Annotated in this window: 16 protein-coding genes; 14 read left to right on the forward strand and 2 right to left on the reverse strand. The window is 63.9% G+C overall.

Going from position 1 to position 21,013, the window contains the following annotated elements:
- The first annotated feature begins 2 nt into the window (after positions 1-2).
- The gene (locus H156_RS0107130; RefSeq protein ID WP_238536896.1) at positions 3-1,583 is read left to right on the forward strand and encodes an OpgD/OpgG family glucan biosynthesis protein; all 1,581 of its coding nucleotides are present in this window, start codon (positions 3-5) and stop codon (positions 1,581-1,583) included.
- Positions 1,584-1,599: 16 nt separating this feature from the next.
- Here the strand turns inward: H156_RS0107130 and H156_RS15910 are convergent, their stop codons facing one another.
- The gene (locus H156_RS15910; RefSeq protein WP_017365996.1) at positions 1,600-1,914 is read right to left on the reverse strand and encodes a DUF6794 domain-containing protein; all 315 of its coding nucleotides are present in this window, start codon (positions 1,912-1,914) and stop codon (positions 1,600-1,602) included.
- A 259-nt stretch (positions 1,915-2,173) separates the two neighbouring features.
- Between H156_RS15910 and H156_RS0107140 the strand changes: the two genes are divergently transcribed.
- The 13 genes from H156_RS0107140 (at position 2,174) to H156_RS0107205 (ending at position 16,934) form a co-directional block, all read left to right on the forward strand.
- On the forward strand, positions 2,174-3,418 hold the full coding sequence (locus H156_RS0107140; protein WP_017365997.1) for an outer membrane beta-barrel protein: 1,245 nt from the start codon (positions 2,174-2,176) through the stop codon (positions 3,416-3,418).
- A gap of 29 nt (positions 3,419-3,447) precedes the next feature.
- Positions 3,448-4,599 carry an ATP-grasp domain-containing protein gene (locus tag H156_RS16680; RefSeq protein WP_162136876.1) on the forward strand — a complete coding sequence of 384 codons (1,152 nt, stop codon included), beginning with the start codon at positions 3,448-3,450 and terminating at the stop codon, positions 4,597-4,599.
- A 90-nt stretch (positions 4,600-4,689) separates the two neighbouring features.
- The gene (locus H156_RS0107155; protein ID WP_017366000.1) at positions 4,690-6,099 is read left to right on the forward strand and encodes an undecaprenyl-phosphate glucose phosphotransferase; all 1,410 of its coding nucleotides are present in this window, start codon (positions 4,690-4,692) and stop codon (positions 6,097-6,099) included.
- A gap of 55 nt (positions 6,100-6,154) precedes the next feature.
- Complete coding sequence (epsE, locus tag H156_RS0107160; protein ID WP_017366001.1) at positions 6,155-6,988, forward strand: polysaccharide export protein EpsE; 834 nt, start codon at positions 6,155-6,157, stop codon at positions 6,986-6,988.
- A gap of 3 nt (positions 6,989-6,991) precedes the next feature.
- Positions 6,992-8,410: a chain length determinant protein EpsF gene (gene epsF, locus H156_RS0107165; RefSeq protein ID WP_017366002.1), complete on the forward strand. Its 1,419-nt coding sequence runs from the start codon at positions 6,992-6,994 to the stop codon at positions 8,408-8,410.
- A gap of 24 nt (positions 8,411-8,434) precedes the next feature.
- Positions 8,435-9,304 carry a chain length determinant protein tyrosine kinase EpsG gene (gene epsG / locus H156_RS0107170; protein ID WP_017366003.1) on the forward strand — a complete coding sequence of 290 codons (870 nt, stop codon included), beginning with the start codon at positions 8,435-8,437 and terminating at the stop codon, positions 9,302-9,304.
- A gap of 11 nt (positions 9,305-9,315) precedes the next feature.
- The gene (locus H156_RS0107175; protein WP_154656680.1) at positions 9,316-10,842 is read left to right on the forward strand and encodes a hypothetical protein; all 1,527 of its coding nucleotides are present in this window, start codon (positions 9,316-9,318) and stop codon (positions 10,840-10,842) included.
- Complete coding sequence (locus H156_RS0107180; protein WP_050998221.1) at positions 10,839-12,050, forward strand: glycosyltransferase family 4 protein; 1,212 nt, start codon at positions 10,839-10,841, stop codon at positions 12,048-12,050. Before H156_RS0107175 ends, H156_RS0107180 begins: the two co-directional genes overlap by 4 nt.
- The gene (locus tag H156_RS0107185) at positions 12,047-13,600 is read left to right on the forward strand and encodes a lipopolysaccharide biosynthesis protein (protein WP_017366005.1); all 1,554 of its coding nucleotides are present in this window, start codon (positions 12,047-12,049) and stop codon (positions 13,598-13,600) included. Before H156_RS0107180 ends, H156_RS0107185 begins: the two co-directional genes overlap by 4 nt.
- A 26-nt stretch (positions 13,601-13,626) precedes the next feature.
- Positions 13,627-14,709 (forward strand): glycosyltransferase family 4 protein, encoded by a 1,083-nt coding sequence (locus H156_RS0107190; RefSeq protein WP_026046034.1) that lies wholly within the window; start codon positions 13,627-13,629, stop codon positions 14,707-14,709.
- A 126-nt stretch (positions 14,710-14,835) separates the two neighbouring features.
- Entirely contained in the window at positions 14,836-15,930 is a 1,095-nt protein-coding gene (locus tag H156_RS0107195; protein WP_017366007.1) for a hypothetical protein, read from the forward strand.
- Between the two features lie 42 nt (positions 15,931-15,972).
- Positions 15,973-16,443 (forward strand): hypothetical protein, encoded by a 471-nt coding sequence (locus tag H156_RS0107200; protein ID WP_017366008.1) that lies wholly within the window; start codon positions 15,973-15,975, stop codon positions 16,441-16,443.
- Positions 16,440-16,934, forward strand: a complete 495-nt coding sequence (locus tag H156_RS0107205; protein ID WP_017366009.1) for a glycosyltransferase — start codon at positions 16,440-16,442, stop codon at positions 16,932-16,934. Before H156_RS0107200 ends, H156_RS0107205 begins: the two co-directional genes overlap by 4 nt.
- Before the next feature lie 6 nt (positions 16,935-16,940).
- Here the strand turns inward: H156_RS0107205 and H156_RS0107210 are convergent, their stop codons facing one another.
- Positions 16,941-20,960, reverse strand: coding sequence for a hypothetical protein (locus H156_RS0107210; protein ID WP_017366010.1), 4,020 nt, complete (start codon positions 20,958-20,960; stop codon positions 16,941-16,943).
- Positions 20,961-21,013: the final 53 nt, after the last annotated feature.

The raw sequence follows: 21,013 nt of genomic DNA on the forward strand, positions 1-21,013 counted from the left end.
TCATGATAGGAAAGACGAGTCGACGCGATTTCATGCGCCTGGGCGCGAAGCTCGGGCTGGCCGCTCCCTTCCTGGCGGGCTTGGGGCGGAGCTGGGCGGAACCGAAAGGGCTCAAGTTCAGCCCATCCCTTCCCTTCAGCTACGAGATGTTGGTCAAGCGGGCGGAGGCGCTCGCCTCGCGCCCCTACTCGCCGCCGCCGGCCGTCTCCGAGGTGGTGCGTAAACTGGATTATGAGGCTTGGGGGCAGATCCGGTTCCGGACCGAGGACGCCTTGTTCGCCGAAGGGCCGTCCATTTATCCGGTCACGTTTTTCCACCTCGGCCAGTTTTTCCAGAAACCCGTCAAGATTCACGTCGTAGAGGATGGAAAAGCGCGCCAGATCTACTACAGCGCCGAGTATTTCGACATGCCGGGCGACAGCCCGGCCCGGCAAATGCCGGAACGATCGGGCTTCGCCGGTTTCCGTCTGCAAGAGGCCCGCACCCGCTCGGACTGGCGCACGCAGGACTGGATCGCCTATCTGGGGGCGTCCTACTTCCGGGCGATCGGCGCGCTCAACCAATACGGTCTGTCGGCGCGCGGCATCGTCATCGACGCGGCCGAGCCGACGCCTGAGGAATTCCCCGATTTCACCGAGTTTTACATCGAGGGCGCCGCGGCGGAAACCGATCCGGTCATCATCTGCGCGCTGCTGGACGGCCCCAGCGTCACCGGAGCGTACCGCTTCCTCACTTGGCGGAAAGAGGGGGTGGTGCAGGAGGTCGAAGCGGCGGTGTTCCTGCGCCGGAATGTCAAGCGGCTCGGTCTCGCGCCGTTGACCTCGATGTATTGGTTCAGCGAGTCGGAGAAGCGGAGGTTGGAGGACTGGCGGCCCGAGGTCCACGATTCCGACGGCCTGGCCATTTGGACCGGTACGGGGGAGCGCATCTGGCGACCGCTGATCAATCAGCCGTACGCGGTGACATCGAGTTTCGTCGACCACGATCCCAAGGGATTCGGTCTGCTCCAGCGCGACCGGGTGTTCGAAAATTATCTCGACGGCGTGAATTACGAGCGGCGACCCAGCCTGTGGGTCGAGCCGCTCGGCGGCTGGGGAGAAGGGGCGGTGCAACTGGTGGAGCTGCCCACGGATGACGAGATCCACGACAACATCGGTGTTTACTGGCGGCCGGCGGCGGCGCCCAAGGCCGGTTCATCTTACCGCTTACGGTATCGCTTGCACTGGCTGGCCGACGAACCTTATCCGGCCGCCGTCGCCCGCTGCGTCGCGACCCGCATCGGTCGGGGCGGTCAGCCCGGCAAGCCCCGGCCTCGCGGAGTCTACAAGTTTGCGGTGGAATTTGCCGGCGCGGCGCTGGAGCCGTTGTGGGGCGACACCGTGAAGGCGGCGCCGGTCGTCACGGCTTCCAGCGGGGCGATTCAGGGGGCTTTCATCGAGCCGATCCCTCATACCCGCCGTTGGCGGGCGATTTTCGACCTGATCCCCGACGGTACCGCTCCGGTCGAACTGCGCCTCTACATCCAGGGCAACGGCGACGCCCTCACCGAAACCTGGCTGTACCAGTTCCGGCCGCCGGCCTGAGCCGCGCGGATACCTTTCAAGGCTTGGCGTAGCGATCCCGGTAAGGCTGTAGCCGCTCCCAGAGCGCTTCGACAATGACGACGGAGGCTTCGTCCGGCGGCAGATCGTCGCGTCCCACGCTGCGTCCGCAGTCACGCCGCAAGGGGCTGTCCGGTGCCCATAGACCGAAGGTCTTGCGGATGTAACTGCCGAGGCTGAAATGCAGAAGGTAAAGCGCGGTGTTGAAGGTCAGGGCCACTTCGGCCTTCTGCCGTTCGTCGAACTCTTCGAGGAGTCTCTGCACCGCTTCGGCCACGGTGCGTGGACGCGGCGGTAATGTGCTCTTGGCCATGGTCTCAAGACTCGAGGTTGGTCTCCAGGCGGATCATGAGCTTAGTCTCTTCGCATAGAGGGGGTTGGTGCAAGTGGGGCCGTCAACAGTCATGGTTCCGGCCGCCCGTCTCGATTAACATACCTCGGCATGCGTGAGATGTTCCACGCACAAGGGCGCGTAGGCCTTTTTTCCGCATCGACGGAGCGAATGCCGCGATTCCGGCCGCGCTTTTTCGCCCGATTGGACGGTTTCCTTTCCAATATGGACATTTCCGTAAATGGTCCCTGACCCGGCTGGTGCGTTCCGGCTGCTGCTGCGATGCTGCCTCGTTTGCGCGACGGGCCCGGCCTGGGCCGTGGCGGACAGGACCGATTGGTTTCAGCCGTTCGTATCCAATACATTTACGTACGACAGCAATGTGTTCCGCCTTCCTTCGAGCCTCACGGCCGCCGAGGCGAACGCCCTGATCGACAACGTGTCCAAAGGCGGGAGCAAAGCCGATTTCGTCAACCGGATTTCGGCGGGTGCCAAGGTGAACTGGTATTCCGGGCCGCATCGAGTGAATGTGAATCTCGGCGTCGATGACAACATTTTTGTCAGGAACACGGCGCTGCAGAATCTGTCTACGCTCAACGAAGCTTCCTGGATCTGGGACGTTTCCAGGGCTTGGTCGACCCAGGCCGGCGCCGAATATCAGCAATACCTGAATGCCTTCGGAAACTACGTCATCCCGCGCAAGGACATGCTGACCAACATGGCTTATTTCGGAAAGGTGAAATATCAGTTTTCCCCGGACCTGCGTGCTGGAATCGGGGTGCGGTGGGACGAAATCAGCCACAGCGTGCGCAACCGGAGGCAGAACGACGTCCAGGAGCTGGGCGAGACGGTGGAGCTGGTGTATCAGAATGCGACCAGGAATTCGGCTGGAATCGAATACCGCCATGGCGCTGGATTTTATCCTCAGAGAAATCCGGCGAAATTCAGCTTTGACCAATACGAGGTCAATTCCCTGAAGTTTGTGGGCGGTTATATGTTTTCCGTCAAGACCCGTTTCGACGGCTATGTCGGATACCTTGCCCAGACCTTCGCCCAGGCCCCATGGTTCGATTACTCGGGCTGTATTTGGCGCATGGGCGTGGAGTGGTTGCCGACGGACAAGACCAGTGTAAAGATCTCCGGCTGGCAAAATCTCGAAGCCTACCAGGACGTCGCGTCCAGCTACTTCGTCGGCAACGGCGTCAAATTGCTTTCGAAATGGGAGACGAGCCGGAAGGTCGAAGTCGCGGGCGAATTCTCATGGGAGAGCCGAAATTACGTCGGGGGTGGCGGGGCCAATTCTTCCGGAACTCCGGTATCGCGCCGCGTCGACGATTTTTTCGCCGCGCAGGCCGGTTTCACCTACAGGCCCGTGGATTATGTTGATATTTTTCTGACGTACCGGTATGAAAAAAGAAAGGTGAACCGGGTGTTTTTTAATTACGAATATGATGGTCTAGGAGTTGGGGTGGTTTTGCGTTTTTGACGCGCGAAGCATTATGGATGGATATCGCTATGTCATTGAGCAGCGAGGGTGTTTTTTCAGGAGGACGGTCTCCGGTTGTATTGTTGCTGGCTACGGATACTCCCCTCCCTTATCGTGTTCTGCGATGTGCGGCCCAGGCAGGGGTCAAGGTCATTGTGCTGGGGACTAGGCGCGCAAAGCTATTGGCATTTTCCCGTTATTGCAGTGAATTTATTTTATGTCCGGTCGATTTCGTTGACGAAAACATTTCAGTTGTTCTGGATGAAATAAACAGAATTGCCGGCGAAAAGGCGATCGATCAGGTAATTCCTGGCGATGGCGCGACGACGGGGATATTGGTCAGGATTAAAGATCAAGTCCGCGTCAGATGTTTTCCATTGCCATCCGCTGTTGCTTTCGGTCGTCTCAACGACAAGGAAAAATTTGCCGACCTTTGTCGTGAACTGAACTTGCCGCATCCCAAGAGCATGCTGGCAAAGAATATCGGAGGTCTCGGGGAAGCGGTTGAAAAAATGGGGTTGCCGCTGATGGCCAAGCCTGTAAACAATCACGGCGGCGTAGGGGTAACCAGAGTCGATCAATGGCCTGACGAGCGCGTTGCGCAGGCTATAGATTATTCGCCGGTGTTGGTGCAAGAGTATATCGATGGGGAGGATATTTGCGTCAGTCTGTTCTGTGAGCAGGGTATATGCAGGCGGTGTGTGGTATATCAGCGCAAGAATGGCGAATACCGGTTCCGTCCTCATGGGGAGCTTATAGAGCTGGCGCAGACGGTTGCAAGATACCTGCAGGTCGACGGTGTCATTTGCTTTGATGCGAGACTGGCGTCCGATTCTGGAATATTGTATCTGATCGAGTGTAATCCTAGGTTCTGGTATAATCTTGATTATGCGTTGCTGGCTGGAGTGAATTTTGTCGCGCTGGGCCTGCCGAAGTGTTCCGGGTCAGAAGAAGGGGCAACGGATGGCTTCGCCGTCAGTTTGCCTCACACCTTTTTGGCCAAGATGATGATGCCATGGACGATTACTAAGGCCGATCTTAGGGGTGTGAGATTTTGGCTGAGCGATCCTTGGGTATTTTTTGTGATCGAAACGTGGCTGAATCCTAGATTCGGCGTTCTGGGCAGGCTCTGCTCTGTGTGGCTCGGTGTAAGAGCCAAGTTTGAGATCTTTCGGGCATGAGCATCCAAGTGGACTCATCGATGGTTTCGATGCCATCATTGGTGGTTGGTCGTCCAGTATTGCGGCTATTTGCTTGTCAAGGATAGAGGTATGGGTATGACGCATGTCAGTGCTCCTTCGGTTTTTGAAAGCCCTCTGGTTTTTCTGCTCAAGACGCTGTTCGCGCCGGTGGTCGCTTCCGGGGTATTTCTGGCAAGCCTTAGATTCGAGGGGTATCCGCTGGAGGGAGCGAACATCCTGATGTTTTTTCTGGTGTTCATCGTCGTCTCCCACACCTTCAAGGTGACGCGGTTGAACGACAGGCTGACCGCACGTTCTTTTTTCGAGACGGCGTTCGATACCATGGCGAGATGGATTTTTACGCTGGCGGTGGTCGCTTTGCTGACTTATGTCGCCGGTATCGAGGATTTTTTGGACGAACCCGGTTTCGTGGTTTGGGCGGGCGCGACACCATTCATCCTGCTGTTCGGGCAGCTTGCGGTCGGGCCGATGGTCAGGATCTATTTCCGTCGGTATGGCGACCATCGCAAGGCGGTGATCGTCGGGGTGACGGAGATGGGGGTGAAACTGGCGGAAGCGATCAGGAGTCACGCCTTCCTGCGCACGGACGTGCTCGGGTTTTTCGAGGACAGGCCGGCGGACCGCACCGCGGATCCCGGCGATCTGCCGGTGCTCGGGCGTACCGCGGATTTGCCCGCGTTTCTCCGGCAACATGAGGTGCATGCGGTCTACATCACCTTGCCCATCGCCCGCCAACCGCGGATCCTCGAGTTGCTGGACAATCTGAAGGATTCGACGGTCTCGGTGTATTTCGTTCCCGATCTGTTCATGACGGACCTGCTGCAAGCTCGCTGGGACACGCTGGCCGGTATTCCGGTGATGGCGGTCTGCGAATCGCCTTTCATCGGGATACGGGGTTTGAGCAAGCGCCTGATGGACATCGTGGGCGCCACGGTGGCGCTGGTGTTGCTGGCGCCGGTCATGCTGGTGATCGCTCTGGCGGTACGGTTGTCGTCGCCGGGGCCGGTGTTGTTCAAGCAGCGGCGCTACGGCGAGGACGGCGAGCCGATTTTCGTCTACAAGTTCCGCAGTATGACGGTTTGCGAGGATGGCGGCACGGTGACCCAGGCGAAACAGGGGGATGCCCGGGTGACGCCCTTGGGCGCGATTCTGAGAAGGACCTCTCTGGACGAGTTGCCCCAGTTCTTGAACGTGTTGCAGGGCACCATGAGCCTCGTGGGACCACGTCCCCATGCGGTTGCGCACAACGAGCTTTACCGGGGGCTGATCAAGGGTTACATGGTGCGCCACAAGGTGAAGCCGGGTATCACCGGCTGGGCGCAGGTCAACGGCCTGCGGGGCGAGACCGAGACGGTCGAGAAGATGGCGGCGCGCATCAGGTACGATCTGGAGTACCTGCGCAACTGGTCGCTCTGGCTGGACATGTGGATCTTGCTGAAGACCGTCGGCGTGGTCTTGAAGCAGAAGAACGCCTATTGATGGCCGGGTCCGATGGATTTGCGGGACGTGCAATCTGACAGACAGGAGACTCGCGATGCCCGGGAAGATTAGTTCCGGCGTGAAAGCGGCGTGGTGCCGCATCGCTTTGGTCATGGGGCTGATGGCCGGTTGGGGGGCCGTGGCTGGCGATGCGCCCTTGCACGAGGCGGGCGACTACCGGCTCGGACCGGGAGACGTGGTGAGGATCAGCGTGTTCAACTATCCCGAGCTGGCCATCGAAACCCGGATCAGCCAGACCGGGAACATCACGTTTCCGCTCACCGGTCCCATCGCCATCGGAGATTTGACGGCCGCCGAGGCGGAAGGGCGCATCGCCGGCAAGCTGCGCCAGGGCGGATACATCAGCGATCCGCATGTCACCGTGGTGGTCTCCCAGTTCAAGGCGAGGGAGGTCGCAGTGATGGGACAGGTCAGGAATCCGGGCAAGTATCCGATCGAGAGGCAGAGCCGGGTGTTGGACATGCTGGCCGCCGCCGGCGGGGTGACGACGGCCGATGCGGGCGATACGGCGACGCTGCTGCGTGCCAATGGCGAGAAGCTCGTCATCGATCTCAATGCCTTGTTCGAGGGAAGCGCCGGTCAGAATCCCGAGGTGGCGGCCGGCGACACGCTCTTCGTTCCGAAGGCGCCGCAGTTTTATGTCTACGGGGAAGTTCAGCGGCCCGGCGCCTACCGGCTTCAGCGGGGCATGACGGTCAGCCAGGCGATTTCCGCCGCCGGCGGACTGACGCCCCGGGGGACCGACACCTGGCCCGCGCCGATCGTCAAGCGGCGCGACGCCAACGGGGTGGAGCGGGAGACGACGGTGGACGGTTCTTATGCCCTGCAGCCGGATGACGTGCTGTATCTGCGCGAGCGGTGGTTCTGATCCATGGGCGCCAACCGGCTCATCCTGATTTTCCTCGCGCGCTGGCGGGTCTTCGGTTGGACGCTGGCCGTGACCGTACTGACCACGCTGGTGGCCAGCGTCGCGATGTCGAAAACCTATACCGCGTCGACCACCGTCGTGATCGATTACAAGGGAGGCGATCCGCTGACCGGCTCGGCGTTTCCGTCCGATCTCATGGCCGGTTACCTCGCGACCCAGGTGGACATCATCGGCAGCCACGCCGTGGCGGCACGCGTCGCGGATGCGCTGAAACTCTCGGAGGTTCCCGCTTACCGCGACCGCTTCGAAAAAGTCGCCAGGAAGACGGGTTCTCGCGCGGTATTCCGGGATTGGGCGGCGGACAAGCTGCTGGAAGACCTGGATGTGTCGCCGTCGCGGGAAAGCGACGTCATCACGATCTCTTTCGCAGCCTCCGATCCCCTGTTCGCCGCGGATGTGGCGGATACCTTTGCCCAGACCAGCATCCGTGCCAACGTCGAACTCAAGTTGGAACCGTTGAAGCGCCAGGCGGCCTGGTTCGACGAGCAGGTCCTGACATTGCGGAGCGCACTGGAAAAAGCGCAGGCCGAACTTTCCAGCTACCAGATCGCGCATGGCGTGCTCGCCGCCGGCGACAAGCTGGACGTGGAAACCGCTCACTTGTCCGATCTGTCCGCCCAGCTCGCGGCGGCGAAAGGCCAGATGTACGACGGTGAGGCGCGGGTTCAGCAGGTGAGGGCGGCGGCCCGTGGCGGGGTGGACGCGCTTCCCGATCTGTTGCAGAACCCTGCCTTGCAGGCGTTGAAGGCCGAGCTGGCGCGCGCCGAGGCCCGGCTCGCCGAAGTCGGTTCGCGCTATGACTGGAACCATCCGCAGCGGCGCGCCGTGGCGGCCGAGGTCGCCAGTCTGCGGCAAAGGCTTGCCGCCGAGGTGGCGAACGCGACGGGCGCCATCGAGCGCGCCGCCGAACTCGCCCGCCAACGCGTGGCGGACCTCGAAGGCGCGGTGGTCGAACAGAGGAAACGCATACTCGCACTGGGTGCCGAGCAGGACAAGCTGAGCGTATTGAAACGAGAGGTGGAGAATGCCCAGCGGGTCTATGATGCCGCGTTGCAGCGGGCGAGTCAGTTGCAGTTGGAGAGCCGGCTGGAGGGGACCAACATCGTCGTCCTCTCGCCGGCCGTGCCCCCGCTCAAGCCCAGCAAGCCGAAGGTGGCACTGAATCTGGCGCTGTCAGTCATCCTGGGCAGCGGGCTGGGGCTGGCATTCGTCCTCCTGTTCGAGTTCAAGGACAGGCGTATCCGTTCTGCGGAAGATGTCATCGACGAACTGGGTCTGCCCCTCCTGGCCGAAATGCCTCCGGAAAGGACGGCGTGGCCGCGCTTCTTCCGGCTTGCCGCGCCGTCCGCACTCAAGGGATGACCAGAACCTTCCGCGACGAATGCCATGAAAAATCTCCCTTCATCCGAAGGCCCGGCGTTGCCTCGCAGCGATGTCCAGTTGGGACAGCTCTTGCTGCATGCCGGGAAGCTGTCAGAAAAGGACATCGAGGCCATCGGCGTAAAGCAGAAGGAGGATGGGCTGAGGTTCGGTGAAGCGGCGCTACGTCTGGGACTGATCGGCGAGGACGATCTGCGCCAGGCTCTGGCGCGCCAGTTCGCGCATCCATGCCTGCCGGAATCGGATACCAGCGTCGATGCGGAACTGATCGCGGCCTTCTGCCCGCCGGGGCCGGAAGGCGAGGCGCTGCGGGACCTTCGCAGCATCCTGATGCTGCGATGGTTCGGCGGCCACCGGCGGCTGCTCGCCCTGACTTCGGGGCGGCCGGGTGAAGGGTGCGGCCGGTTGGCGGCGAACCTCGCCGTAGTGTTTTCCCAGTTGGGTGAGCGGATCTTGCTGATCGATGCAAACTTGCGGGAGCCGGAGCTGCACCGGCTGTTCAAGCTGTGCGGCGACCCCGGTTTGTCGGGCGTCCTCGCCGGGCGCCACAGTCCGGAGAAGGCGATCAGCAGCATTCCTGCGCTCGGTGATCTGAGCGTGCTGCCCGCCGGTGCGCCGCCACCCAATCCTCAGGAATTGCTGAGCCGGGCGTCTTTCATCCGACTGCTGGATGCCGCCGCGGAGCAATACGACATCGTACTGTTGAACACCCCGCCCGCTCTGCAGAGCGCCGATGCCCGGATCGTGGCGACGCGGGCGGCGGGCTGCATCATCGTGGTCCGCCGCGATGCGACCCGGCTCGGCGATGCCGCGGCGGTCAGGGACCAGCTTTCCGGCGCGGGCGTCGAGGTGCTGGGCGCGGTCCTGACCTCATGACGCCGGGCGGCATGCGCCGGCGTCCCGGCGTACCCCACGGTTCGGGGGAGGCGATGCTCGCTTACCGGCCGTGGGAAATCGGCCTCGTGACGGCCGTCGCGGTTTTTGCGGGCTGGCTTGCCTCGATCAGCCAGCCCATCGTTCTCGCCGTTTTCGTGGGCGGTTTCGTGAGTGTCTTTCTGCTGTCCAGGATCGACTTCGCGGTCTGGCTGTTGCTGGCGGGTACCCTGGTCGTCAACGGGGCGGTGCTCCTGATGTTCCCCCGCATGACCAAGATTTCCTGGGCCTTGTCCATGTTGGGCTTCTTCCTGCTGGCGGCCGGGCTGTTCCCGCTCTTTCTGGGGCGCTGGCGGGAGCGGGTCCGGCTGCCCGGCTTCCTCATGCTGTTCCTGGCTCTGGTCGCGTTGTCGGCAGGCACGTCGCTGCTGGGCCAGGGGCCCGCGCTGGAAATCCTGGCGGGCGTCAAGCGCTCCTACCAGATGCTGGGACTCGCCCTGGTGCTGGCGACGGCTCCCGTGACGGCGGTGTGGCGGCGTCATTTCCACGGCTGGGGCGGCTTTCTTCTGTCAGCCGCAGTTCTGCAGTTGCCGGTCGCGCTTTACGAAAGAATCGTCCTGGTGCCGCTGCGCGTGGGCATGGGCGGCGGCATCGTTCCCATCGACATCGTCGCAGGGACGTTCGAGCCGAATTTCGAAGGCGGCGGAGAAAACGGAACCATGGTCATCTTCCTGGTTGCCTGCCTTGCCTATGTGTTGACGGCGTGGCGGGAGCGGGTGCTTTCAACCTTGTGGGCTGCGGCGTTCGCGGTCGAACTGGGCGTGCCGCTGTTCCTGGGGGAAACCAAGATCGCCCTGGTGCTGCTTCCCATGATGTTCCTCCTGGTGTTTTCGCGGGAAATCCGCCGCAATCCGGCGGTCGCCGCGGCGGCATTGACCACGGGTGTGCTTTTGACGGGGGTTTTGGCCTGGCTGTATTTTTCGGTGTTCTCCATCCAGGGTAAGTCCCCGGAGCAGATGGTGCAGAACACCATCGACTACAATTTCGGTTCAGCGGGCTACTATGGCAACAAGGCCAGCCTCAACCGTACCACCGTCCTGACTTTCTGGTTCCATGAGCACGGGCTGCATAATCCGGCGGAAACCCTTTTCGGCCACGGAATGGGCGCCTCTTACGCGGGCGCGGGTACGCTGGTGGAGGGACACCTCAACCGGAAATATCCGGGGATGGCCATCAACCTGAATACGGCGTCCACTCTGCTTTGGGACTCGGGCGCCGTTGGTACCGCCATGTTTCTGGGCGTGCTCATCACCGCTTGGCGCGCCTCGGGCAGGCTGCTTTCACGGTGCGACGACGGCGCCGAACGCGGCCGGCTGGTGGCGTTGAGGGTTTGCCTCGCCGCCAATGTGTTTTCACTGTGGTATTCGAACAGCCTCATGAACAGTCCGAGCCACGAACTGCTGTTCGCATTCACCCTGGGCTATCTCGCTTGGTTGGTCCGGGCCAAATCCGCTCCCCCAGAATTTCCCGCAACGCCATGAACATCAGACTGCTCTATCTCACGCGTGAGCCGTTTCCCACTTTCCGGGTCGACGTGGCGACGCTGTTCGGCCGTTACCTGCCCAGGTTCGGGGTGTACTCGGACATCGTTGCCGTGCGTGAGGGCGACGGCGGCGAGTGCGCCTGGGAGGCGGGCAGGGCGTTCACCCGGCTCGCCCGTGGCAGGGGGGGGCGGATCCGGGCGCGGCTGATGCTCGCGCTGGACCTGTTCCGGCTGGTGCGCGCCGACCATGCCGCGGTTCAGGTTCGGGACAGGATTTTCGGGGCTCTGTTGGGGCTTTGGGCGGCCCGGCTGCGGGGAAAGCCGTTCTATTACTGGATGTCCTTCCCTTTCCCCGATTACTGGCTGGAACGCGGTTCGCCCGATCCGTCCGGCTTGGCCGGGCCGGGACGGCGCCTGCTGTTCCGGCTGCGTGGGCGCCTTTCCTCCTGGCTGCTGTATCGTCTCGTCCTGCCCGCTGCGGACCACGTTTTCGTGCAAAGCGATGCCATGCGGACGATGCTGGAGAGCCATGGCCTGCCGGCCGCGCGCATGACGCCGGTGCCGATGGGGGCGACGATTCCCGAGCGTATCGAGGACATCCCCCCGGTGGATGATCCGCGCCTGGCCGGTCGGCGCGTCGTGGTCTATCTGGGGGCGCTGGAACGGGCGCGCCGCTCCGAAGTGATGATCGAGGCCATGGCCGCGGTGCGCAAGGAATTTCCGCAGGCCCTCTTGGTTTTCGTCGGGGATGCGGAGGACCCGGGCGAGAGGCTCTGGTTCGATGCCCTGGTGCGCGAACTCGGGTTGCAGGACCACGTCCTGTTCACGGGCTGGCTGCCTGCGGAGCAAGCGCGCCGTTATTTGCGGACCGCCGAGATCGGACTGTCGCCTTGCGCGCGCACGCCTTCACTGGAAGTGGCGTCTCCGACCAAGGTCATCGAATACATGGCCTGGGGCGTTCCGGTGGTCGCCAACGACCTTCCCGACCAGGCCTACCTGATCGGCGAAACCGGCGGGGGTCTCTGCGTGCCGCTGACGCCTGAAGGGTTCGCCGCGGGCATTCTGCAATTGCTGCGGGACCCCGCGGCCGCGCGGCGCATGGGCGAAGCCGGTCGGCGGGCGATACCGGGTCTTAGGAGCTACGAGGTCATCGCGAGAAGCCTCGCCGAAAAATACCGGCAGCTGGCCGGCGGCGTGGCTCAGTGAGCGGTTCCGGCAATCCTTACGGTGGCGTCGCGCTCCGGCGCGGCGCGCTCGCCTACCTGGCGGGGCGGGCCGTTTCCGCATTGCTGACGTTTTCTGCGTTCACGCTGGCTGCCCGGGTCCTGCCACTGGATGCCTACGGGACCTACATGGCCGCGCTGGCTGCCATGGAAACGGGGCTTGCGTTCTCGACGCCGGGACTGGATTGGGTGACGGCCAGGATCCTTCCGGAGTATCGAATGCATGCCGCGGGGAGGGCGATCGTCTCCGTCATCTGCCGGCTCGCCGGGATCCAAATGGCCTTCTATTCCTGTGCGGGTATGGTGCTGTATTTCGATGCGGAACAGGTCGCGTCCCTGTTGCGTATGGAGGCGGCGGCGCCGGTGTTGTCCCTCGCCGGCGCGGTCCTGGCCGTGGAGGGATTCGGACGCCTCTATCGGGAGCAGATGCTCGGCGCCTTGATGCGCCAGGGTGCCGCCCAATCGGCCCAGGTGGTTCGCTCGGGGACGCTGGCCTTTCTGCTGGCGTCCGATTGGTTCGCGGGGCGTGAGATCGCCGCCCTGGACGCCGTGCGCTATGAACTGATGGCGGCCTGCGGGAGTACGGCATTGGGTGCTGTGCTCCTGCTGCGCGAGACGTGGTCACTGCGTCATCGGGTGGCGCCTTCGGGGGACTGGGCGCCGCCGCGCCGGAAGCAGCTTTTCAAGCTGGCGGTCAATACCTACGTCAGCTATCTCCTCGCCTTCGCCTACGGCTCACAGATGCTGACCCTCATCGTCGCCCGCATCCTTGGGGCCGACGCCGCCGCGGTCTTCGGCTTCAGCACCAATTTTTCCGACCAGGTGCGCCGCTACCTGCCGACCGATCTCCTGCGCAGCGTCATTCAACCCACCTTGATCGCGTTTTTCAGCCGGCGCCGGGACTTCGGCGGCTTCATGCTGCGGGTCGGACTCTGGTTCAAATCGTCCATGGTCCTGCTCATGCCGGTCGTCCTTTATTTCATCGTCTTCGGCGGGATGGGAGCCACGCTCGTGGGCGGAGAGCGTTTTCGAGAAGCCGGGCCGATCGTCGCCCTGATGCTGGTAGCGGGCGGGTTTGCTCCGTTGCGCCGAGTAGTAGAGCTGTCCTGCAACGTGGTGCTGGCCACAGACCTTTATGTCCGCTGGGGTTTCTGGCTGCTCGCGGTGCCGGCCGTGGCGGTTTTCCTCTTGACTGCAGGCGGGAGCCTGACCGAACTGATAGTACTCATCATCGCAGCGGAGGCGTTTTTCAACTTCGGCATCATCCTTGCGCTGCGGCGGCGGGGATACCCCTTCGAATTGGCTTGGGGAGGGATGCTTCGTCTGGCCGCCTGGTATGGCGTGGGGGTCGGCGCGCTGGTGTGGTCGGGACCGCTGATCCGTTTCGACATGCCGACGAGCATTGCGGTCTGTCTGCTCCTCGGCGTGGTGGGAACGCTCGTGGCCAAACCTTTGAGCGCCGCCGAAGGGACGCTCGTATCGGACTGGAGTCCGCGCGGTGCCAGGCTGTTGTCGCGTATCCCCGCCGCATGACCGATCGTTCCGGGGAAAGAGAAACCATGCGCAGAGTCTTGATGATCGGTCCGGGGACGAATGGCGGCATTGCGGCAGTGGTCGACGCCTGCCTCGAACCGGAATTCGTGTCCCACTGGAGAATCGAACGGCTCTGCTCGTATGAGGGCCCCGCCCTTCCGACCCAGCTTCGTGTCATGGCGGCGGCCGGGATACGGTTGCTGACCCGGCTGTTGGCGCGCCGTCTGGCCATCGTGCATGCCCACAGCGCCTCGCGCGGCAGTTTCTGGCGGAAATCCGTGCTTTGCGCGCTGGCGGATCTGTTCGGCGTCCCCTATGTCTTCCATGTCCACAGCGGCGAATTCGGCGTGTTCTACGGCAGCGAATGCGGCCCCGCGGCGAAATGGTGGATACGGAGGACCCTGCGGCGCGCCGCCTGCGTGATCGCTCTGACCGAAGCCTGGTCCAAGGTGCTGCTGGCCATCGAGCCTCGGGCGAGCGTTCGGGTCATAGGCAATCCGGTGCGTGTTCCCGATGCCCTGCCGACGGAGGGCGGCTCGGGGCGGCCGCAGGTACTGTTCCTGGGACGTCTGCGGGAGAAGAAAGGCGTCTTCGATCTGGTCCGGGCCATTCCCCTCGTGCTGAAACGCGTCCCCGACGCCGTGTTCACGCTTGCCGGCGTCGGCGAAACGGAGGCCGTCAGGCGGCTCGCCCTGGAGTTGGGGGTATCCGATGCCGTAAGACTGCCGGGCTGGATTGGGGGGGGCGACAAGGACGCCGAGCTGTCGGCGGCCCGGGTGCTGGTCCTTCCCTCCTACTTCGAAGGGCTGCCCGTCTGCATTCTGGAAGCGATGGCGGCTGGCGTTCCGGTCGTGGCGACGCCGGTCGGGGGCATACCCGAACTCCTCGGCGAGGGAGAATGCGGTCTGCTGGTGCCGCCGGGCGACGTGCAAGCACTGGCCGAGTCGCTGGTCGTCGCCCTGGAGGATACCGGGCTGCGCCGCCGGCTGCGCGAAAGTGCATTTCACCGCGCGGTGAACTACCATGCAATACGAGGCGTCCTGCGTCAGCTCGATGCCGTTTACCGGAGTGTCACCGCTGCCGGAAGGGCGGATGCGGCAAGCAGGTAGGGACGCTGGAATTTTTGGCAGGGTAGGTCGTTCCAAGACCATAATACAGCCGTTCGTTCGCCGATCGGGCCGGCGGGTCGCCGTGATCCAAGGCGGAAATCTTGAGGACCTGGTGGAGGGGATATCATGGGCGGGAAATTCGATTCCTTGTTTTCGGGTAGCGCGGCGTCGCCGCAGCGCCGCATTTTCCGGCGCATCGCCGGTGTGCTCTCGTTCATAGTGCTGGCGTCGTCGTTGCAGGCCGCCACGGCGGCGAAAGTCAAATCGTCGAGGGTCAGGGCCACACCGACGCCGAACCCCACGGCGACGCCAACACCGGCTCCCACGCCGACCCCGGTTTCGTCGCCGACTCCGACGCCCACACCTGCGCCGGGTGCCACCATCACCGGTTCGGTTTTTGTGGCTTCCGATCCGTATGACATCATCGTCGGCAGCCAGACCCAGCGCATCGACCTGAGCGGCAAGCCACGCACTTTCGACTTTGGCGGATCGGTTCCTTTCGTCAATCCGAACATCGGCATCGCCGACTTCGATACGATCAACTACTGGGATTCCGCGGCAGGCAAGGCCAAGGTCATCAACGGCTGGACCGTCACCGATGCCGGTATTCCGGGACGGGTATTCAAGACCAACGGCTATACGGCCATCGGCTACAAGGCAGGGGATGGCGTGGTGGAAGGGACGCTCAGAACCCAGCTCAATAGCGTCTACATTCCTTCCCGGCGGCGCTTCGTCTGGGATCTGAGCGTCAGATTCGGCGGCGCTGACCTGACGAAGTCCTGGACGTTTATGCCCACTGACGTTCATCCGGCGACCATCTGGCAGGTCAAACCGGATTCTTCTCCGCCCTCGCTGATAATGTCGCTCGATACCGATCCGGCCAACAGTCAGCGTCTATCTCTGGGCTTCTACATCAGAAATTTCGCTCAGGGAAAGAATGACAACGTTGGAAGCATTGGAGGATTGCTGCCGCAGCAGGACATCGACGTCGTGATCGACGCGTTTCTCGATGAGCGGACAGCGGCTAGCGGAGGGCAGGGATATTTCAAGGCTTGGGTGAATGGCACTCTGGTCGCCAACGTGGTCCGACAGACACTGGTTCCGAACGCCGTGTCTCCGCACCTTTGGTCGATAGGCATGTATCTTTGGAACGATACCACGCCACTGCAGTTCGATTATTTCGGATATTGGAAGCGGGCGCGGATGATCGTGCCGAACTGATCTTTCCTTTCCATGGATTATCGAAGGAGCAACAGCCGATTGATGGACAACGGGAGCAAGCGGCCGCGCATCCTCGCGGTTGCTTCCGGCGGCGGGCACTGGATGCAGTTGATGCGGCTCCGGGATGCCCTCCTCGGCGGCGACATGGCATTCGTAGCGACCCATTTTCCGGATTATCGGAAAAGTATCCCGCCGGGCGCGCGGTTTTATCTGGTAACGGATGCCAACAAGAAGGATTGGCTGCGGGGAGCGCTGCTGATCTGCGAATTGTTCTGGATCATTCTCCGCGAGCGGCCCGACGTCGTGATCTCGACCGGTGCCGCGCCAGGCTATTTCGCTTTGCGTTTCGGCAGGCTGCTGGGGGCGCGTACCGTCTGGGTCGACAGTATCGCCAACGTGGGCAGGATGTCGCTGTCCGGGCGCCTCGCGCGCCGCTATGCGGATTTGTGGCTGACCCAATGGGAGCACCTCGCGCGCCCCGAAGGGCCGCATTACATCGGAGCGGTCCTTTGATTTTTCTGACGGTGGGTTCCCAGGTACCGTTCGACCGGCTGTCCCGCTCCGTCGACGCTTGGGCCGCAAGGAATCCTCAGGCGGAAGTCTTCGGGCAGATCGGCCGTACCGCCTGGCGGCCGGCAGCTATGCAATGGGCCGAGCTGCTGAGTGCGGACGAGTACGTGGAGCTCTTGAAGCGGGCGAGAGTGATCGTCGCGCATGCCGGCATGGGAACCGTCATCAGTGCGGCCGAGCACGGCAAGCCCCTGATCGTGATGCCGCGGCGTGCCGATCTGGGGGAGCACCGCAACGATCATCAGGAATTCACGGCGAAGTGGCTGATGACTCGTTCCGGCATCAGCGTCGTTCACGGGGAGGACGAACTTTGGCAATTGTTGGACAAGGCAGGTACGCTCGTGCCTCCAGGCGGCCTCGGTTCGGAATCCTGCGAGCGGATGGTCACGGTTCTACGCGAGTTCATTTTCGAGGGCGTAAAGCCTTTTCGATAGCCTCACTCAAGCCTGCCAGGGGTCGGTCGAGCCCGTAGCATCAGCGGTACGCGGTGGTTCGGCAGAGGCGGTTTCTCTCTTGGGGCTCTGCCGCCAGAGTCCTCCGGTGGCAAAGCATCCCCACCCCCAGCGCAGCCAGTCGAGCAGCGCGTAGGCCAGCCACAGGGCCCAGGCCAGCATGAGCAGCCGGTAGGCAAACAGCGGTACCGAGATGACCCAGGGCCGGGGCAACATGGGGTCGCTCCGGTCCGTGTACCAGTTGAGCCGATAGGCGTTGGAGTCATAGCCCGTGATTCCCATGTCGGGCAGGCCGAGCAGCCCTCGATGCACGGCTGACAGCAGGATACTCAGCGCCAGCACGGTGAGGATGGCAAGGCCCGTCTGGACGAGGTTGAAGTGCTCCGGCTTGAGCGGCATGTTCGCGCTTCGGCGCCAGTTCAGCGCCACGATCCAGCCGGCGACGACGAGGCTCGCCAAAAGGGGGACCTGGCTCAGGCCGACCAGCAACAGCAGCCAGTGGCGGATCTCGAGCGGCAACCGGTTCAGCCACGTTCCCAGGGCGAACGCGGCGACGACTATCACCCCCAGTGTGCCCCAGAACAGCACGGACGGTCCCCAGGGCGGACCGCCAACCAGGAGGATCCAGCGGTCCTGGCCGAGTTCGATGCCGGTTCGGCTGTTCGTACTGGCGCTGCCCAGGTCGACCGCCGGCGCCACGGTGCGCAGCCCGATTCCGGCCGGTATGCGCCACGCCAGCCGGACGGCCTGTTCCCCGGGATGCAGTGGTACGGCGACGGCGCGCCCATTCTGGCGGATGGGTTGGGCGGTGCCGTCGATTTCGGCCGATTGCAGCTCGGCGCCCTCCGGCAGGGTGACGCTGTGTTGGCCACCTTTCGCGCTGCGGATGCTCAGCACCAGTTCGGAGTCGGTTGCACGGCTGCCTGGCCGGGTCTCAAGCGTGCTGCTTTCGATCGTCAGTGCGTTGCCCGGGAGGGGCGGCGGGCGGCTGATCTGCAGGGTCACCGTCTCCCCCGGCCAGGGGCGCCATTCGGGCAGCCAGTTGCCTCCGGCATCCTGGTGATGGACCACGGGAATGCCGCTCGTTTCGACGTGCCAGACCGGGCTGGTGTCGAGGCGCCAGATTTCGCTCCAGTCGTCGGTCTGCGGCGCGCGCAATTCCAGGCTGCCGGTCCTGTCGAGGGTCGATTCCCAGCTCGCATCGACGATGCCGGGCGGCAGATGAATCCGCACGCTTCCATTTTCGGCCGCCATTCCCGGCGAGATGACCGCCTCGCCGGGCAGCAGCGGAATGGTCAGCGCCACCGGCGCGTCGGAGGGCGATAGCCGTGCCACTCGAGTGGTGACGCGCCAGTCCAGCCCCAGCCGCAGGGTGCGTTCGACCGTCAGGAATACCGGCAAGGGGGCGTCGTCGCTGCGTGGTTCCGGGGAGGTTCCGCTGCTTTTGCGGACGAGCTGGATCTGGGATTCGGGCCTGCCGTTCGGGTCGACTCCGACGATCTCCCATCCCTCGCTGTCGACGTCTACCCGGTACGGGCGCAAGGGTAGAGGAAGGTCTATGCTGGGAAGGTTCGGCAAGGGGCCCGACAGATCGACGCGATGGATGCCGGGGTTCAGCATCAGCCAGAGGGTGCCTTCCGGGTCGGCATAGGGACCGGTGGGCGGGGCGCCGTCGACCCGGATGCTGGACGGTATCCACTGCGCGGACCGTACCGGCAACGGGATGGCGACGCGGTCTTCCGCATGCGCTTCGAGAGTCATGGCCAGTCCGCCGCGGCCGAGCCTGAGCTTCATCCGCTGGATCTGGGCGCATTCCGTTCCGCATTCCGGTGCCGCGAGGATGCGCACCCGGAGTTCGTCGAGCAGTGCCGGCGGCGGGAATTCAGCGGCGTGGCCGTCCGGCGCGGCGAACAGGGCCAGCGGCAACAGGATCAGCCCGGAAACGCCGGGTTTCGTTCGCCAGCCCAGGAGCAGCAGAACGGTCACGGCAAGCAGCGCCACCCTCAAGACATTCAGGCCGCGGTTGGCCCAGGGCGGGATCAGCAGCAGCCTGAGCTCTTGCTCCGCCAGCACCGGTCCGTTCCAGTTCAGCGCTATCAGGTTCCAGTCCCATTGCGGCAGGCCGGGGCCGGTCTGGGCGAGGGACTCGGGATCGATGGTTCGGGTCAAGTCGGCGGGTGGCGGGGTGTGGGGTTCCGCAAGCGAGCCCGGCTTCTGCTGCAGCGCCGCCGCCGGGGCGGCCGGTGCGCCGGCCTCCGGCTCCGCCGCCCGGTCGCCGTAGTCGAAGGAGAAGGCATGCGGCTCGAGTTGCGGATAAAGGCTCAGCCGAAGCTGTTGCACCGCGAACGGCAAGCTTGCGATCGCCAGGGTGGCCAGGACGATCACCCGGACGACGCGCAGCGCCGAGGCGAAGCTGCCGGAAGGAATGACCCGGCTCAGGGCGGTGACCCCGAGCAGCCAGAGCCACACGCTTTGCGGCGCATCCGGTTCGTGCCAGGTGAGGGCGAGGGTGAGAAGTGTGACGGTTCCGGCAGGCCATCCCCACAGCCGCGCGGCCGCAAGGGCGGTGATGAGGACCAGGAACAGGTCGAGCAGGGACCAGCGGCCGACCCAAGAGTCGGGGGCATGGTCGGCACCCGGTGCGGCGAAGAGGCGCCACCCCGGCGGCAGGTGGAGTTCGGCGGCCGCGCTCACGAAGTCGGCGTTCCAGCCCGTTGCGGGCAGCGAGGATATACCGGCTTCCCAGCGGCTTTCCGCCTGCAGGTTGAGCTCGCCTCTGCGGATTTCCACGCCACCGGGGCCGGCCTCGAGACGGGTGATGGTCTGGGGCTGGCCGTCCACCGTCACCCGTCCCGGCACCATGGTGGACGCCGCGTCCAGGCGCCAGCTGCGGCTGACCCGGCCGGAAATGTCATCCAGGATGGTGAGCCCCTGTCCGGAAAAATCCAGCCAAAGCGTCCGGCGGATGTGTAGCGCATCGGGTTCCGGCTCCGGGTCGCCCCGCCGGACCTGATCCAATCGCAAGGCGGTGCCGGGGACCATGGCGTAGGTCGGCAGCGTCCGGTATTCCTCAGGGAGCTGCGTCAGCCGCGGATCGACCGGGGGCGCGCCGGAAACTTCGACGACGCGAATCGAGCGGTCGGCGGCGAACGACCACAGTTCTTCCCCCGGCCACGGCGCCGCGAAAACGGGGAGGGCAATCTCTCGCAAGTCCCGTGTGGCCCGGCTGGTGAGGCCGACTTTCCAGTGGCCGGGGCGCAGTTGCAACCGGAGGCGTCCGTCCGGGTCGATGCGGGCGGGGAGCGGGCTGTCCAGGGAGAGTGGCACGAAACCGGGCAGCACGGAGCCTTCCAGCAGGACCTCGCGTGCTTCACCCGAGACGTCGAGTTCGAGCCGGGTCGAGATTTCCATCGGAACGGCGTCTCGCAGCAGGCGGACGACCTCGAGCCTGAGCGGCGAGGTTTCCGGTGCGGAGCCTTCAGGGGGCTTGCGCAGCCAGACTTGGCCCTGTTCGTCGACGAACGGAAACGCTGTCGCGCGACCGTCGACGCTGAGCCGGACCAGACCGGTTTCGCCGGGAAGGCGCAGGGTGTCGGGCAGGGTGGCCCAGGCGAAGCGCCCGGCTATGGTGTGAGCGCCGGGCGGCAGCCGGACACCGGGAACCGCGTTGCGGGCCGAGACGGTCGCCGGTTTGCCGTCCATCTCGACCGCCAGCGGCCAGGACTGAGGATCGCCGGGGAGGGGCACCCAGACGTCGGTGAAGCTTCGCCAGCGGCTGCGGAAGCTGCCGCCCCTTTCGTGGAGTTCCAGGTCCAGTTCCCCCGGCCAAGCGCACCGGCGTTCTCCGGGCTGCTCCAGGAGATGCGGGCAGGCATCCGTCTCGTGGCCGTGGAGCGCCCAAGGTATCCAGGGTTTGAGGGCTTCCGGCACGTCTGGCGGGTTCGGCGGGCCGCTCCAGGCGGGGACGGCGCAGGCCAGCAGGACCCAGAATGCGATGTGTCGAACCATTGGAGCGCTCCTCACCGGTGATGCCCCCGACTTTAGGCGTAGCGGAGGCAAGG

It is taken from the genome of Methylococcus capsulatus str. Texas = ATCC 19069 (assembly GCF_000424685.1).
Taxonomy (GTDB): Bacteria; Pseudomonadota; Gammaproteobacteria; order Methylococcales; family Methylococcaceae; genus Methylococcus; species Methylococcus capsulatus.